General features: G+C 59.7%; 15 protein-coding genes. 6 read left to right on the forward strand and 9 right to left on the reverse strand.

The features are described from left to right. The 9 genes from CO670_RS17035 to CO670_RS17080 form a co-directional block, all read right to left on the reverse strand. Window positions 1–364, reverse strand: a 364-nt coding sequence (locus CO670_RS17035) for a hypothetical protein (protein WP_141502326.1), incomplete at its 3' end; no start/stop codon positions are given. A gap of 241 nt (window positions 365–605) precedes the next feature. Further along, on the reverse strand, window positions 606–860 hold the full coding sequence (locus CO670_RS17045; protein ID WP_097591321.1) for a hypothetical protein: 255 nt from the start codon (window positions 858–860) through the stop codon (window positions 606–608). A gap of 291 nt (window positions 861–1,151) precedes the next feature. After that, window positions 1,152–2,771, reverse strand: a complete 1,620-nt coding sequence (locus CO670_RS17050) for a hypothetical protein (protein ID WP_097591322.1) — start codon at window positions 2,769–2,771, stop codon at window positions 1,152–1,154. Between the two features lie 136 nt (window positions 2,772–2,907). Then, on the reverse strand, window positions 2,908–5,211 hold the full coding sequence (locus CO670_RS17055; RefSeq protein WP_097591323.1) for a hypothetical protein: 2,304 nt from the start codon (window positions 5,209–5,211) through the stop codon (window positions 2,908–2,910). A gap of 219 nt (window positions 5,212–5,430) precedes the next feature. Further along, window positions 5,431–7,752 carry a hypothetical protein gene (locus tag CO670_RS17060; RefSeq protein ID WP_097591324.1) on the reverse strand — a complete coding sequence of 774 codons (2,322 nt, stop codon included), beginning with the start codon at window positions 7,750–7,752 and terminating at the stop codon, window positions 5,431–5,433. A 9-nt stretch (window positions 7,753–7,761) separates the two neighbouring features. Continuing rightward, window positions 7,762–8,289: a hypothetical protein gene (locus tag CO670_RS17065; RefSeq protein ID WP_097591325.1), complete on the reverse strand. Its 528-nt coding sequence runs from the start codon at window positions 8,287–8,289 to the stop codon at window positions 7,762–7,764. Further along, window positions 8,282–8,749, reverse strand: coding sequence for a hypothetical protein (locus CO670_RS17070; RefSeq protein WP_097591326.1), 468 nt, complete (start codon window positions 8,747–8,749; stop codon window positions 8,282–8,284). Before CO670_RS17070 ends, CO670_RS17065 begins: the two co-directional genes overlap by 8 nt. Next, the gene (locus CO670_RS17075; protein ID WP_097591327.1) at window positions 8,739–10,820 is read right to left on the reverse strand and encodes a hypothetical protein; all 2,082 of its coding nucleotides are present in this window, start codon (window positions 10,818–10,820) and stop codon (window positions 8,739–8,741) included. The genes CO670_RS17070 and CO670_RS17075 overlap by 11 nt, the downstream gene beginning before the upstream one ends. Further along, complete coding sequence (locus CO670_RS17080) at window positions 10,813–11,439, reverse strand: hypothetical protein (RefSeq protein WP_097591328.1); 627 nt, start codon at window positions 11,437–11,439, stop codon at window positions 10,813–10,815. Before CO670_RS17080 ends, CO670_RS17075 begins: the two co-directional genes overlap by 8 nt. Window positions 11,440–11,793: 354 nt before the next feature. On the opposite strand from CO670_RS17080, the gene CO670_RS17085 reads away from it, so the two are divergent. From CO670_RS17085 to CO670_RS17110, 6 genes are all read left to right on the forward strand, one after another. Further along, window positions 11,794–12,630: an alpha/beta hydrolase gene (locus CO670_RS17085; protein WP_097591329.1), complete on the forward strand. Its 837-nt coding sequence runs from the start codon at window positions 11,794–11,796 to the stop codon at window positions 12,628–12,630. Window positions 12,631–12,952: 322 nt separating this feature from the next. After that, window positions 12,953–13,975 carry an ATP-binding protein gene (locus CO670_RS32570; protein WP_141502320.1) on the forward strand — a complete coding sequence of 341 codons (1,023 nt, stop codon included), beginning with the start codon at window positions 12,953–12,955 and terminating at the stop codon, window positions 13,973–13,975. Beyond that, the gene (locus tag CO670_RS17095; protein ID WP_210202687.1) at window positions 13,972–14,325 is read left to right on the forward strand and encodes an STAS-like domain-containing protein; all 354 of its coding nucleotides are present in this window, start codon (window positions 13,972–13,974) and stop codon (window positions 14,323–14,325) included. Before CO670_RS32570 ends, CO670_RS17095 begins: the two co-directional genes overlap by 4 nt. Then, entirely contained in the window at window positions 14,312–14,797 is a 486-nt protein-coding gene (locus tag CO670_RS17100; protein WP_097591331.1) for a hypothetical protein, read from the forward strand. Before CO670_RS17095 ends, CO670_RS17100 begins: the two co-directional genes overlap by 14 nt. Before the next feature lie 59 nt (window positions 14,798–14,856). Beyond that, on the forward strand, window positions 14,857–15,147 hold the full coding sequence (locus CO670_RS17105; protein WP_097591332.1) for a hypothetical protein: 291 nt from the start codon (window positions 14,857–14,859) through the stop codon (window positions 15,145–15,147). Between the two features lie 186 nt (window positions 15,148–15,333). Next, the gene (locus tag CO670_RS17110; RefSeq protein WP_088673560.1) at window positions 15,334–15,549 is read left to right on the forward strand and encodes a hypothetical protein; all 216 of its coding nucleotides are present in this window, start codon (window positions 15,334–15,336) and stop codon (window positions 15,547–15,549) included. Window positions 15,550–15,619 lie beyond the last annotated feature (70 nt).

Below are 15,619 nucleotides of genomic sequence, written 5' to 3' on the forward strand. Positions count from 1 at the left end.
GCCGGATGCGCTGCAAATTAATCGCCCGACGCTCTAGCGCCATGCTGTGAATGTCAGGTGGAACGTCGACTACAACGAGATGAAGCCCAAACCACGGATTGACGATCTGAACGAGATAGATCGACGCCCACCAGATGCCAAAGGGAACGACGATCAGCCAGCGGCCGACCCGTGTCGCGCTCCAGCGGTCGGCAGCCTCGGCAACAGCGATATCGCGCGCCGCCTCGATGCCTTTTATCGCCTGCTCGGCTGCAAGGCGCTTCTCATCTGTCTCGGCATCGAGCTTCGCCTTCCAGGCGGACAACAGCGGCGCTGTAAAGGCCTCCATGACGCCACCAAAAAGAAATTTGGCCAACCAATTCATCGCGCCCACCCGAACCGGTTGGCAAGGTAATACCAAACTTCGGCAGAAAGACCGATAAAAGCGCCGGCGGAGATTTCGACCATCATCGCAAAATCTGGGTCGCTCGAAATCAGGCCGCCGACCTCCGGCGAGAGGATACCCTTCACCACCAACACAGCAGCGAAATAACGCAGGGCAATGCGAATGATGACGCTTGTGATGTCAAATGCCTCCTTGGAGCCGGCAAGAATTGAAGTCCGAATTACGGAGCGAGGTGTGCGGAAGCACCCGATACGACGATCTTGAAGGTGGCGCCAACTGCCAGCACGATGACTGGGGTAAGAACAGCCCAAATGGCTTTTCCGATCCTGTTCGTCAGCTTCTCGACACTACCCTCGATCCGCACCAAGGCGGCATTGATGTGGGGCTGTTGCGCCTCCAGATTGACGACGCGCTCCTTCAACCCACTCACCCTTTCCTGGAGCTTTTCGATCTCCGCTCTAACTTGCTCATCCATGAATTTTACTCGGCCTGATTTTGCTCTATGTCGATATAGAGGCCTATGATTACGCGAAGAGGCGCTTGGGATCCGACGACCTAGATCGGCCCCGTCTTGTTTCTGATGGCGCCTCTTTTCCGCGGAGCTCTTCAGCCGAAGTGGAGATGGGCTCCATGACCTCGACCTCCTGGGGTGATTGCAGCTTTAAAGTTCCATTTATACAGAGTGAGAAGCGACTGCAGGGGGTAGATTTGGACGTCGAGATGCTCATCGAGAACCTGTAGTAGACTCCCACAATGTGGGTTGTAGTCATCCACCAGCCCTAGGTACAATATAGTCATGCCACCCCTCAGTAGTCAGAGCGCAATCCCCGGTGCCGACAGCAATATCAAAACGCACCCATAACAAGCCGGCGGCTGTTGTTCGCACTCCCCCTCCAATCTGGAGCCTGGTGTTGCTTATGACATTGATATAGAGGTTAGCGTTACCATTTGCGCCCAGAGACTCCTCGGTATCACAACGGAGGCTAACGGCTGAGCCGTTGCTCGCCTGCGCTTGCAAGAACACACGAGCATCTACGGAAACGCCATCGGGAAGGCCAACCGCGTTGTAGGTAGGGAGGTTGAACACCGAGGATGAGCTAACCTCAGCGACGACCGCTAGGAACTTCACCCGGCTCCCATACTGCTTGAACCCAACAATCTGCGAACTGGCATTCGTCAAAAAAGACCCAATCCGGCTATTCGGCAGAATCTCCCAGCCCGCTGGCACCGTCACGCCCGACGAAACATTCGAAAGCGACGCGATGAAGTCGCCCACCGTGATGTTGGTAAGCTTGCGCAGCACATAGATATGATAGGTCTTGCTTGCCGCGGCCGCGCCAGTGTCGAGGAAGCCGCCGTTCGAACCTTCGGACCAGGCGGCGTTCAGCCTCTTGGTCAGGATCCCGGCAAAGGAGATGTATTTCCCGCCGAAGCGCGCATCGCCGACGCTGATATCGAGGCTGGTGAGCGGCACGCCGGCATTCGGGTTCGGAACCAGCCCGCGAACGAAATCGGGCATGACGAGCTTGGCTGCGATGGCGTCCTTGTCGGCCTGCAGATCGGAGATCTTCGCGGCCGTCACGGTCCCGTCGGTCGGCACCCAGCCGGCGCCGCCATAGACGCGCATGGCCTGGTCCGCGCTGTTGAAATAGAGATCGCCCACCTGCAGCGCCGATCCGTCAGCCCTGAGAATGGGGTTGACCGCGGAAGCGCCGAGATAGACATCCGCGAAATTTCTGACGTCGTCGATATTGGCCGCAACGGTCTCGACATCCCCCGCAACGCCGGCAACCGCGACGGTCTGCGCCGAGATTGCGGCAACGGCGGCCACCTCGGCCGCAACCGTCGCAACGGTCGCGATCTCAGCCGCGACATCGGCCGCCGGCGGGATGCTCTGCGCCACACCCGCCAGTTCCGTCACCGCCTCGATGATCGAGGCCAGCCGCAACACGCCGTTGATCAGCTCGGCGATCTCCGTCGGCGTCGAGGTCGGGGAGACGACGATCGCCCGGTCCAGCCGCTCGCTCAGCTGCAGGTCGCGCTGTGCGGCGACATCGAGCGCGGTTTCGATCGTCTTTGCCGAAAACGGCCCCTGGTTCTCAAGTTCCGTTTCCTGGGTAAAGGGCACGTTGAGCAGCAGGGTGATCGTTTCTGCGGCAGTCGGAGCGCCGCCCGCCGCGGTATCGATCGAGCCGCCCTCGGGATTGCCGACGCCGGAGACGCTGTAATCCGCGTCGAGCGTCAGTATCTCCTCATCGCCATTGGCGCGCCGCTTGATGACGAGCAGATGCCGCTCGTCGGCGATGAAGAAATCATAGTCGAAGACTGTGGTCACCGCATTGCCGGGATAGGGACCGGACCGGCTGTTCGTGCTTGAAATCGTCATGTGCCGTCACTCGCTTGGTTTCAAGAAGACCATAAGCGCCGATGGTTGTTTCCCCATCTGGCCGGGGTGGATATTCGGAGAGAAATGTCAGCGCCCGCTGGCGGACTCTGGTGCGAGAGTCCGCGCGCAACAAACTTCAGTGGCGTCTGGCATCCTGGCGCGCTTTCCTCCTACGGCGCCGTCTCTTTCCGCTGACCGGGGTAGCCTTGGCGTCCTTGTCCGCGACCTTGGCGGCGCGTCCTGCCGACCTGTTGGGGCCGACGGATTTCTGATCGTCAGACGTTTTGCTCGCGCTGCGTCGTTGCTTTCCGCCAACAGGCGCTACCTCAGCGTCCTTATCCGCACCCTTGCCGGTGCGCCGTGTCTGCTTACTGACATCGACGGACTTCCTATTTTCAGATGTCTTATTTGCCCTTTGGCGCCTCTCCTCAGTGACAGAAGCGGCCTCCGTTTTCTCATCCCTCGCCTCAGCGGCACGCCGCGCCTGCTTATTGGGGTAGGCGGATTTTTTACCTTCGGGTGCTTCGCTCGGACCGCGCCGTGACGGTCGATTGGCCGGAGCGGTTTCAGCCTTCTCATCCGCACCCTCGACGGCACGGCGCGCCTGTTCATCCGTGTCGATGGCCTTGCCATCGCCAGATGCTTCCTTGATGAAACGTTGCGACTTGCCGTTGGTAGGGGTCGCTCGGGTATATTCCTCCACACCCTCGACGGCGCGTCGCGCCCTATCATCGATATTGGCGGATTCGGCATTTTTCTCAGCCTCCCTCGCGAAGTCGGCTGCCTGCTTCGGCGTCGCATCGCTGGGATCGAACCGCATGTTGTCCATGAAGAACGCATCGTGTTCGGAGCCTGCGATTTTCTCGGCATAGGTCGCAGTTGGAATTCTTAGATCACCGCCATCGGCAAGCGCCGTATCGAGATCCCAACGCGTCACCCCATTGAGATCGCCGACAAACTGGTATGAATCGACCCCTTTTGTCTGAAAATATCGGGCAAATTCGTTAGCTGGCACGTAGAGGTTCTCGGCAGGGCCATTCGCCGTCGCGTGCTGGACGAACCGCCGGAATTTCGCAGGCCAGCGTGTTCGCAAAAGAGAAGACTGTGCCTGAGCGGAGATGTCCTGGAATGTTTGCCGGAGTGCCGTTCCCGCAGCAGCGATAGTGCGTTTGTTGCCGATTTTAAGGGCAGCCTTGCCGGCCTTGACGGAAGCCATCGCTATCGTTTGCGCAAAAGCTGCCTTCGCTATCTCGTTCCAATCGATTTTTTGACCTGCTGCTCGCCGAGCGGCATACTCACCCGCCGCGCCGAGAAGTACCTCTTGGGTACGCTGTGCAAGCACATTGACAAACGGATTACGCGCAAGAACGCGCTCACCCAGCCCGCCGGAGACGACATTGAACGCAGCAATGACGGCACCGCGAACCGCGCCGCGATCGGCGGCTTCTTTGATCAGATCGGGGTTTGAAATCAGACGTTGAATATCTTCGGGCTTGTGGAGATCGAACCCCTTTTCTTTGTAAAACTCAGCGGGAAATAAATAGCGTTCGTTCGCGTAGGACGCAGCGCCGAGCATCCTTAGGCCGGCAGCGGGACTTCGGGTCGCGGCAGTCGTAAGCCCTGCGGCGGCTAGTACCGGCAGCTGTTCACCTGTTGTTTCGAGTGACCACGAAAAGCCGCCAAGTGGATTGTCCCAGAAAGCCGATGCAAAATTCACGAATGTATCGCGGGCGCTTGCATCCTTAACGAGTGCCTTGGATTCAAACTCCTGGGCGATGTGAGATTTCGGAATAGTCTCCAATCGATCGCGAGACGCTTGCATCAAAGCAGCAAATTCCGCCGCGCTTACATTGTCATCAGTGCCGATCAGATCGGCATATCGTGCATCGATCCAACGCGTGAAGCCGAAAACATATTCAGAACCATCCCATGCGCGATGTTCATTACCTGCGGGATCGATGTAGGTCGAACGGCTTTCCTCAACCAACTGGTCAAACGTCTTCAGGCGGTCAGCAGCGCGGCCGCTCGTCTGCTCAAACCTATGTTGATAGTAACCTGTTTTAAGACGCTCGAACGAACGCTGCCCTGTCGCAAAAGTGCCGCGTGAGAATCCCTCCCACCATGACAAATTGGATAAATCGTCACGAGCCACGCCCGCATTCTCTGGGTCTCGCAGCCAGTCCGCCAAGCGCGGCGCTTTTGCAAGGAGCGCCCTGTTGCGCTCCTCCTCGATTTTTTGCTGAAAGACATTACGATACTGCTTTACCAATGGTTGCGGCGGCACCGGTCCCCCGGTCACCTTGGCAAACTCATCGGCGAGCTTCAGATCGCTTGCCGCCTCGTCCGGTTCGTCCTTAGAGGAATTAAGAATGAGGTTTGCAGCAGCGATATCCGCCTGCTCTTGACTTCTGCGCACTTCATTTTCTGCCGGCGTTTCCAAGGGCTTATCTCCATGAATGGTTGGAAACGCAAGTTTAGGATCTAGACAGTTGCCGTCGTGAAAGAGAAGAGGTCATCAATTTGCAAGTGGAATAATTGCCTGCAACCGCCTCGGCTCCTCTATTTCATTGTCTTCCGCGAGACCGCGTTGCCACCCGATACGTCCATGACGCGGTCGGGACGACCAATGGCATGAAAGCGATATGGCACCGCCATGACGTTATTTATTGGGAGCGGCGGGTCTCGGCGTGGCACTGCCGCTGGGCTGCGCAGACGTCGTTCGCTGGCTATCGGCTGCGATGTCCTTGTAGTAGGCCTTCACCTGAGCTTCCGTCGGCCGTTCGCCCATCTTGCGCGCGAGATCAAGCTCAAGCGCTTGTCGCGAATTCACTGGAAGATCCGCCCAATCGAGCACTTCGATCACCGAATTTTCCGGCTGCGTTATCACCTCGAACGCCGGGATGACCCTTTCGTTATCCCACCAAAGAAATCTCGGCTCGCGCAGTACGAGCGGCAGCAGCAACTCGTTGCGCATCGACGAAATATCGAGTTCGCTCGGCGACTTTCCGTTGTTCACCTTCTTGAACGCCGCCATTTCAGCCGCGAGCGCGTTCTGAAACCGCGCGATCTGCTGGATCGCCGCCTGCTGCTCGGCGCCGTGTTTGCCATTTGCGGTAATCCCAACCGCTTCGAGCTGCGTTTCCGATTCCGCGAAGGCTTTAGCGAGCTGCAAACCCTCGCGTTTCACCTCCGCCTGCCTAGTCAGCGTAGCAACCTGAAGGTCCGCCACTTGTGAGAATGCCCCACCCAGCCGGCCGCGGTAATCGCTGAGATCGACCTCGGCAAACCCATCCGGATCCATCGCCGCATATCTGCGCATATCATAAAGCAGCACCTCGTCCACCTGCCCCGCGCGTCCCTTCGCGGCCGTCTGCATGTAGTTCCACGCCGCCGAGACCGCCTCCATGCCGGCCACCTGGCGGATCTCCCGCGGCACGTCGTCGGGCGTCTTGCCTTCGTCGATCGCCCGCCAGAGTTCGGCCTTGGCCTGCTTTATCCGCGCGTCCTCGGCCCTTGCCTGCGTCTCCAGCGTTGTCTGGATGCGCCGTTGCGTGAGCTGGCGGACCTTCTCGTCGCGGATATCGGCAAGGCTCTTGTCGATATCGTCGGCGGAGGGGCCGAGCGCACGCGGCGAAACCTTGTTGCCGCGCGGCGCCACCGTGCCGCCGCGCGTCGAAAACGGCGCGGCCTGCTCGGGATCGTCGGTGATCGGGAAATACATGCCGTATCGGGCGGCATTGTCGTGGACGTAGTCGAACACTTGCCTCGGCGCAGCGCCGGATTTCAGCGGCCGTCCGTTCCAACCGAGATCGACGGCATTCGCCGCCCCCTTCGCGCTGCCGATGATCTCAAGCCCGTCGCGAATGGCGGGCGGCGCATCCTCGATCATCGCCGCAAGGTTCATCGCAAAGCTCTCGCCCAGCCTGTCGACGGCCTCCGCGCCGCCACCGGCAGCCCGCGCGGCAAGCGCCTGGCGAAACCGTGTCGGCCCGGCATCAGCCACCGTGCGGCCGGTTGACTCTCCGGCATCCACGAGATCGCCGGCGGCATCGGCCGCCAGTGTGGAAACCTGCCTGCCCCTGGTCAGGATCGCGCCCGCCTCGCGCTTGGAGTGTTCGTTGCTGATCTCGCCTTCGAGCGCTTCCGTCAGCATGTCGCTGTCGGCGCCGGTCATCTGCCCGGCATGGTCGTTCCGGTAATGGTCGGCGGCGATCGGATCGTCCTCGGCCAGCCGCAACGTGATATCCCTGTGGACGCCGGAGACGAACGCGCTGCCCCGCGCCATCATGGTATCGCCGCTCCAGCCTTCAAGCCGCCCCTGCTCCTGCAGTTCCAGAAGGCCGGCCGCGACGTTCTTCGTCACCAGATCGGGCCGGGTGAAATTCACCACCGCGTCCCTGGCGAAACTATCGACGCGCTGGGCGGCATTCTGCTGAAACCAGACTTTGCGCTGCTGGCCGGAATAGACGACGGCGCTCTGCAGCGAAGCATTGATCCTGGCATCGGCTGCACGGCCATAGAGCTCCGCCGCCTCGCCCGTCAGGTCGGCGCCGATTTCCTTGCGCTTTTCCATCAGCCGCCGCTCGTAATCGGCCCGGCCGTCGACTGCCGCCTGGCCGGTCAGCGTCATGAACCCGCCCTCGCCGTATCGGGCGTTGCGATCCCAGGCCGCAAGCTGGGTCTCGCGGTCCTTGGCGCGCATGACATTGTCGAGTGCCTTGGGATCAGGTGCCTTCTGTTCGGCCGCGCCGGCCCCTTTCACCGTACCTTGCTGTTTCTCGCGTTCTGCTTCGGCGGCAGCTGCTTTGGCGGCTTTAACGTTGGAGATCGACGTCTCCAGTTTCTCCATTCCCTCTGACAGCTTCACCATGCCTCTGCCGATGGCCGCGCCGAAGTTTTCGGCGTCAGCCTTGACGTCGAGCTTGCTCTGAAAGATCGGCCGCGTCGCGACATTACTCTGATATTCGGGAACGGTGACCATGGCTCGGCCTCATTTCTTGTTGGTGGCTGTCGTGGCGGTGGTGGGGTAGCGCTTCTCGTAATATTTGCCGGCCCCGGTCAGGATCGTGCCGGCAGCCTCGATATAGCTGCCCTTGGCTATCGCATCCCCCTTCATCCGCTCCAGCGTGCCGCCCGCCCGCTGGTTGACCGCATCGACACGGAAGTCATAGGCCTCGCGATAAGCATTGGTGCGGATCGTCAGGGCGTCCAGCTCGCCGAGAGTCGCGGTATCCACCAGCGTGTCGAGCGGCGAGCCGAAGCTGATGTCGAGGCCGTTCGCCGCCATCGCGGCCGTCTGCGCGCCCATGATCCGCGCCACCTCCTGCCGCTTGCGCTGCTCCTCCTGCGCCCCGCGCTCCAGCGCATCCTGGGCGCGCCGCTCGGAAAGCTCGGCGTTCATCTCGGCGACCTGCTGATTGTATTTGCCGGCCGCTTTCGCAGCCTGCCCCTGCTGCACGCTGCCGGCGGCGCCGACCAGTGTCGAGCCGAGCGTCAGGGCAAGACCGATATCACACATCGCTGGACCTCAATTCGAATGGGCGGAATTCATGACCCCGCAGGCTGATAGGATCGAAGATCGAAAAACCCAGCCAACGCAGCCAGCGCAGCGAGACGCGGTTGTCGACGTCGACGAGGTTTCTCAGAATGGGATAGTGCCGCAACAGTTGGTCCCTCCACTCGATCGAGCCTCGAAGGAAACCGGCGGCATGGCGCTCGATGGCGTCGGTTCCGAGCAGCCACGGCGCCCCGACGCCGGCGAGGATGCTGATGGCGCCGACGCCGAAGATCGCTTCAGCCCGCCCGTCGATGAAAACCGTCCAGGCGGCCGATGATTTGCGCAGCGAATAGCTGAGCGCCTCCACCGGCGTCATGCCGGAGGCTTTCCACACCTCGTCGCGGTCCGCCCTGCGCATGCGCCGGGCGACCGTGCGCAGGTCGAGGGAGCGGAAGGGCACGACGCGGATCTCACCGGCCAAGACTGATATCCGGCATGATGGCGAGAATGGTCATCGGCAGCGGATCGAACTGCTTGATCCACATGTTGCCGCCGGTATCCCAGTCCCATTGCGGCGTCAGCGAGATATCGCCGGTGATCGGCTCGATCGGATCGTCCCAATCCTCGGTCGAGCGCTGCTTGTATTCCACCAGATGCTCGTCGCCGCGCGCGCCATCGCGCGGGCCGATGAAGATGCCGCGCGTCTGCTCCACCCGCAGCGTCACGTTGCTGACCGATTTCTGCCGTCCCTGCACGGTGCCGAGCCCGGCGACATTGCCGAGATCGATATCGAGCGTCTGCAGCGCCGAAACGATCGGCAGGCCGACATGCACCTTGGAGGCGGCGACATCGAGCGTCACCGCGCCACCGCTTACGGTGAGGTTGCGCACGACATTGCCGTCCGCAAGCGCCACCACCTTCTGCCCTTCGAGATGGGAAAGACCGCCGATCACGCTGGCCGGCGCGCCGCTATAGGTCAGGCCGCAATCGACGAAGAAGGCGTCGCTGACCGATTGAAACACACGGCTGTGCAGCCGCTCGATATAGCGCCGGGCCTGGCCGCCGATCGTGCGTTTGACGAGGAAGTAAGGCACATCCTCGTTGCCCTCGGCAATCACGGTGACATCCTCGAAGACGGCGTCATTGTCAGGCCCGCTTTCATGGCGCGTCCAGGCCCAGACGTCATGCTCCTTGAGGTAGGTAAGCGAAACCAGCGCGCCGTTGTCGAGCACCACCCAGGCGATCGAATAAGGCGCCTGGGCATAGGCCCAGGCCTTGATCCGCCGGTTCTCGAAGAGGTGGCGAGCCAGGATCGTCAGGTCTTTGCCGACGAAGCCGTCCTCGGCATAGACATAGCTGAAGTCGCGGATGACGCCGCCCCGCTCCTGCGCAAAGAGCACCGTATTGCCGACGACGATCGGCTGCACCCGGGCCGCCCCGCGATAGCCCTGGTTGTCGATCTTGATCGAAGAGGGAGAAATCGCGTCCGACTGCGAGCCGCCGCTGACGATCCATTCGGCGCCTGACGTCAAAAGCATCAGCCCGCGCAGCGCCAGCATCGAGCGGATCTCGTTCACCTGCCGGGCGCGAATGCGAAAGGTCACGGCATCGCTTGCCTTGGAGGGCGAAGAATAGCCGAAATTCTCGTAATTGGCCGATTGCGACAGCCAGACCGCCTGCGGATCGTTCTTCGTCGAGGCGAAGCCTAGCCGCTGCTCGATGAAGGTCGCGCAGCGCGGATAGTTGCCGGCGCTGTTGAAAGGGTTGCGCGCCTTCTGCGGCGTGTCCGCAAGATCGGCCGCGATATTGTCGTCATCGAAGAAGAGCCCCGCCGTGCCGCCGATATAGCCGTAGACGCCGTTGTCGCTCTTGTAGACGATATAGCGCGAGACGCCCGCGACCGCCGACCAGCTGACGCGGTTCTTGCGGCCGCTCACCGTCAGGTCGTTGTTGACGAAAACCGCCGTCGAAGGAAGGCTTTCCTCGCCGCTTTCACTATCGATGGCCGAGACGCAATAGCCGTTCGTCGTGCCTCCAGACCCGACGATCGCCGCCGCGCTCACACCTGTCGGTGCGGCGATCTTCGGCGCGAAGGTCACGAGCGAGAGTGTCCAGTTGTTGTCGGCGAGACGCGCCAGTTTGCGTACCGGATAGTCGGGATGGCAGATATACATCACGTCAGCCTCCTGCACGAACACCAGCTCGTCCAGCGCGGTATGCACATAGGGCGTCGTCACCTCGTAAGGTGTTGCCCCCGATAGAACGAGCCCGCCGTCCCGAAACACCCGGAAGTAGAGATGGCCGAATTCCAGCACGTAGGATTGCTCGGTGTTGAACTGGAAAGGGATCAGCCGCGCCTCGTTGGCGCTCGCCTTCACCTCGCGGATGAAGGCGAGCCCGGCGCGGTTCGATGCCCCGCCATGCGGATTGATGAAGAGGTTGAGCGCCGTCTTCAGCCCGCTGCCGTATTTCACCTGGTCGACACGCGCCCAGAGCGCCGGCGACAGTTCGCCGCCGCCGAAGGACGGCTGGTAGGCGCGCAAATCAGCCATTCGCCCGCCCTCCCGTCAGCCCGTCCTGGTCATCGGTGCCGTCCCAGCCCTCGTTGGCGTCCGCCGTCTGGGCCAGCGCCTGCGTACTGTTGGCAAGCTGAAACGCATCGGCGCGCACCTGCGGATCGCGCGTCAGCGGCATGGCGAGCCTGACGGCGAGATGCCAGGAGAGCGCATCGACGAAGAGCGGCGTATATTTCGTCGGATCGGTCAGCCGCTCGGTGAAATTGAGATAGGCCGGCGAGATATTGCAATAGATCACACCGCCCTCGGCATCATAGGCGTGCCCGCCCGCGGTGGACGCGCCCCCGGAAAAGACGCCGCCCACCGAAGTCTCGCCCGTCACGTCGAGCGCCGAACGAATGCCGCGGATCGCCAGGCAGTCCACCGGCCGGTCATAGGCATAGGCCCACTCCCCCGGCCGATCATTTACGATTTCGGCCAGCGAACGCGTCCTGCCGGCAAAGCGCCAGGGATAGGCCTGCAGCAGCGCATCGCGCGCCGGCGCAAAGAAACGGTTGCAGGCCCGCGCCTCCACCGTCGGCTCACTCAGCGCATTGATGCTGTCCTTGCCGATCGAAGCGAGCGCCAGATTGCAGATGGAAATAATGGATGTCATGTCGGTCAGCCCCTTGGGTTGGCTGACGTTAGTGCGCAGATGGTTGGCGCCATAAATACGCTCAAGGCCAAGAGAGCCTCATCCTGAGGTGCCCCGCAAGGGGCCTCGAAGGACGAGGCGGGCGCGCGGCAAGACCCCACCCCAAGAACGCCCTGACTGTGACCTCCGTAGCTTTACTTATCTGCGCGGTCGCTTATGGAAATCTGTCATATCAATTCGGTAGAAAGCCGGATTAGATACGCACATCAGCATCCGGCGCAATCTTTCGCCCGCGCCCATGATCTTTGCCCGATTGCGCCGGCGACGGCGCGGACTTCCGCCTGCATCAATCCAACCACCCAAGGGAGCCATGCCATGAGCACAGTCACCACCAAGGACGGCGTCGAGATCTTCTACAAGGATTGGGGGTCAAAGAGCGCCCAGCCGATCATGTTCCATCACGGCTGGCCGCTGAGCTCCGACGATTGGGACGCCCAGATGCTGTTCTTCCTGCACAAGGGCTATCGCGTCGTCGCCCATGACCGCCGCGGCCACGGCCGCTCCACCCAGGTCGGCGACGGCCACGATATGGATCATTACGCGGCGGATGCTGCCGCCGTCGTCGAGCATCTCGATCTGCGCAACGCCATCCATGTCGGCCATTCCACCGGCGGCGGCGAGGCGACGCATTATGTCGCCCGTCATGGCCAGCCCCAGGGCCGCGTCGCCAAGCTGGCGATCATCGGCGCCGTGCCGCCGCTCATGGTCAAGACCGAAGCCAATCCGGGCGGCCTGCCGATCGAAGTCTTCGACGGCCTGCGCAGCCAGCTCGCCGCCGATCGCGCGCAATTCTACCGCGATCTCCCGGCCGGCCCCTTCTACGGCTTCAACCGTCCCGGCGCGAAAGTGTCGGAACCGGTGATCGACAATTGGTGGCGCCAGGGCATGATGGGCGGCGCCAAGGCTCATTACGACGGCATCAAGGCCTTTTCGGAAACCGATTTTACCGAGGACCTGAAGATCATCACCGTGCCGACCTTCGTCATGCACGGCGACGACGATCAGATCGTCCCGATCGCCGATTCCGCCCTGCTCTCGTCCAAGCTCCTTCAGAACGCGACGCTGAAGGTCTACGAGAAATTCTCGCATGGCATGTGCACCATCAACGCCGAGGTCATCAACGCCGACCTGCTGGCCTTCATCAAGAGCTGATCATCGCAAAATCCGGGCGCCGGCAAGGCGCCCGGTCTAAATGAAGCTGCCATCATCCGAGTTACTTTTTGTGGCTGATTAAATCGTCATCTTGACTCGCTTTTCGATTGTGAGAACCTGCCACCCCGCAATGCCTTGAGCTAGGTTCGAATTGAAGAAACTATACTACAGTCGGCGACGCTGGCTCATAATAAGGGCCGCAAACGAGTATCGAAGACGAAATCGAAAGCGCCCACCGGACTTGCTTCAAGTTAAACCTGCGGAGCGGCACATTACGCGCGTGCAGATCTGGCAAGGAGGAGAACCTGAGTGGGCGCTATGTATGCGCGAACCAACGCGACCGCCCCAAAAGCTGTGCTTTAGGGAAAACCTCGATGAAAGTATGCGTTTCATGGAGGAGTTGCGAGTTGCATCATACGCCGCAATAAAATCTAAGCATAAGGTAATTGATCGTAGCAGAGGAATGCCTAGGGTCGGAGGGTATGCGGATTTTTCTTATCCTATATATATTTCGACCGCAGCCGCAGTTGTTCTCGCAGCTGAATTTGAACGTTTAAGCAAGGCATACTCAGAAATCACACCGACCGTTGACCTTGACCGTTGGAACGGTGATGTCTTTCGCAAACTCTACCAGATAGGCTTTTTTGAGATAGTAGGCATCACGCCAAAGCGGGATGATGTGGTGATTGAAGAGGGGGCCACTCGCACTATGCAAATCGTCAGCACCAAGAATGCCGACGATTTGGATCAAGTTGACGGCGCCCTGCAAAAGCTGGGTTCGTTTATCAATCCCGATGGAAATATCCCGGAAGGAATTATAATTGAACTTCTAACTGGCTTAAGCGAGGCAATGAGCAACGTCACGAACCATGCGTATCCTGCCGACTATGAGCCGGACTATCCTCATATTGGTCAGCTTTGGGTTGCAGCCACCGCCGATCGAGAAAATCAGTCTTTAACTGTTGTGGTATATGATCAAGGCATAACGATCCCTGTGACATATCCACGAATTGAACGTCTTGAGAGGGTGGTGAATTATTTAGCTCGTACTTTGAAGCAACGCCCGGAATTTGACTTCCAAAATGACGGAACATACATACGCGCAGCAATGAAACACGGCGGCTCACGAACAGACCAGCGGCACCGAGGCAAGGGACTCCCGCAGATGGTTGAGGTGATAGAGCGAACAGGCCGAGGCAAGTTAAGCGTATATAGTCGAGGCGGTTGGTGCGTTCGCGATTCCAATGGACGACTGAGGTCAGGCGCAGTACCATTCTCTATAGGTGGCACGTTGATTGAATGGACTGTGGAACTTAAACAAACATCGGCGGTTGTCAGCTCATGATCATAGATCTTGCGAGAGAATTTAGCCCCTATCCGTCCGGTCGCTTTTCCGGCGACGGCGCACATAATGGTACGCGCTTCCGAGATGAGTTTCTTGCGCCGGCGCTGAGCGCTGCAAAGTTGTCACACCAGAAAGTGACTGTCGATATTGATGGTGTTCGGTCATTTGGCTCGTCGTTTCTAGAAGAAGCGTTTGCCGGGCTCATAAGGCTTAGGAAATTTGACCGCGATGAGGTGCGAGAATTCCTCGAGGTTCGATGCACTAAGCCTCATCTAATGATCTTCCGCGATACAATAGCATCTTACATAACGAACGCCGTGCCAGAAGATCGCCAAATTGCTCACCACTGACTGGGGCGACAAGCTCATTTTCCTCGTGATCGGTGCAGTGGTCGCTTGGCTTCTGCAACAAATTCGCGTGGCTTGGGCAGAAGACATTGCGGTTGTTAACGAACACATCAAGGATATAGAAAAACTCTCTGAAGCGGGGCAAAATTACTGGCTCAAACATCCCGCCGATAAAAATGAAGACCAAGCTCTTGCTGCGCGCGTTCGAGCTGCGCATGCAGCAACGACCTTGCTTTATCCAGCAATGGCAAAAGCCTGCGGGAAGCGAAAGGACGAGTACGAGCGGCTATCAATTGAGTTATTTACTGAAGCTACCGGTGGAAACTTTGAGAGCGGCGGCCGAACACTCGACCCCTCCCGCGCCATAGCAATTCATGATCACGCCGTTAAGTTGATCCACCTTCTCAGAATTAGCCGTAGAGGTCTTCTATCGCTCCGGCGATTGGGAAAGTTGCACGGTTTTTACGATCAATGAGAATTGAGCGGAACGCTAGGCACCCACATCACGAACCCTAATTGGAGAGTGTCTAGCAAATGGTGGCGGCCGTCCGCCGCCAAAAGCCGCTTTTCCCGCAAGAGATCAGTCGATTGCCGGCCGCTTTCGCCATTTTCCATGAAACCGTTTCCGCCGGTTCGCGTTTCACGCCCATGAAAAGAGAACGTGAACCCTCATCAAAGGCTTATCGGCAGGATCGTTTCGAAAATACCGAGCGAGCCGCCAAGGAAACCATCGAGGCGGAGCAGCGGGCCCGCCGGGAGAAGACGCGAAGGCTGAAAGAACTGCGCCTGTCGCGCGAAGGCGGCAAGGCTCCCGAGGCGAAATAGATTCCCACGCTCTGCGGCCGCGAGATCGACGCGCCGGCGTTCCGCCGGTCCGTCTCGATCGCTCGCGTCCTTCATTTCAAGCGTTTTCACTGTTGCGAGATTCGGGCCTTCGTCCATCTTGCAGAAGAAACGTCGCGAAATTATCTTTCTCAACAGCGATTCACCGACATCGAAAAGGGCCAGCCGATGTCAGACAAGCTGTTCAGCACACGCGACGAACCGCTCGCCTCCGCGGATCTCGACGTTTGCCGGCGCGTTCATGAAGCTCTCTGCATCGAGCTTGATATCGACAGGGGGAGCGAGAAAGCCGAAAAGATCGGCGCCCTCATCATCGAGCTTTATCGCCAGGGCGTCCACGACGAACATCAGCTTCGGCTGATGGCCGGCGGGCGGCATGCCTAGAGCATGATGCCGAAAAGTGAAGCGGTTTTCGGACGACATCATGCTCTAACTCTTTAATGTAGAACAGCGC

This window comes from Rhizobium sp. J15, assembly GCF_002531825.1.
In the GTDB taxonomy this organism is placed as follows: domain Bacteria; phylum Pseudomonadota; class Alphaproteobacteria; order Rhizobiales; family Rhizobiaceae; genus Rhizobium.

Bases quoted from the DNA above. Each gene is read 5' to 3' on its own strand.
- CO670_RS17045 (WP_097591321.1), bottom strand. From the start codon at position 860: ATGGATGAGCAAGTTAGAGCGGAGATCGAAAAGCTCCAGGAAAGGGTG.
- CO670_RS17050 (WP_097591322.1), bottom strand. From the start codon at position 2,771: ATGACGATTTCAAGCACGAACAGCCGGTCCGGTCCCTATCCCGGCAAT.
- CO670_RS17075 (WP_097591327.1), bottom strand. From the start codon at position 10,820: ATGGCTGATTTGCGCGCCTACCAGCCGTCCTTCGGCGGCGGCGAACTG.
- CO670_RS17065 (WP_097591325.1), bottom strand. From the start codon at position 8,289: ATGTGTGATATCGGTCTTGCCCTGACGCTCGGCTCGACACTGGTCGGC.
- CO670_RS17105 (WP_097591332.1), top strand. From the start codon at position 14,857: ATGGTGGCGGCCGTCCGCCGCCAAAAGCCGCTTTTCCCGCAAGAGATC.
- CO670_RS17095 (WP_210202687.1), top strand. From the start codon at position 13,972: ATGATCATAGATCTTGCGAGAGAATTTAGCCCCTATCCGTCCGGTCGC.
- CO670_RS17085 (WP_097591329.1), top strand. From the start codon at position 11,794: ATGAGCACAGTCACCACCAAGGACGGCGTCGAGATCTTCTACAAGGAT.
- CO670_RS17060 (WP_097591324.1), bottom strand. From the start codon at position 7,752: ATGGTCACCGTTCCCGAATATCAGAGTAATGTCGCGACGCGGCCGATC.
- CO670_RS17080 (WP_097591328.1), bottom strand. From the start codon at position 11,439: ATGACATCCATTATTTCCATCTGCAATCTGGCGCTCGCTTCGATCGGC.
- CO670_RS17110 (WP_088673560.1), top strand. From the start codon at position 15,334: ATGTCAGACAAGCTGTTCAGCACACGCGACGAACCGCTCGCCTCCGCG.
- CO670_RS32570 (WP_141502320.1), top strand. From the start codon at position 12,953: ATGCGCGAACCAACGCGACCGCCCCAAAAGCTGTGCTTTAGGGAAAAC.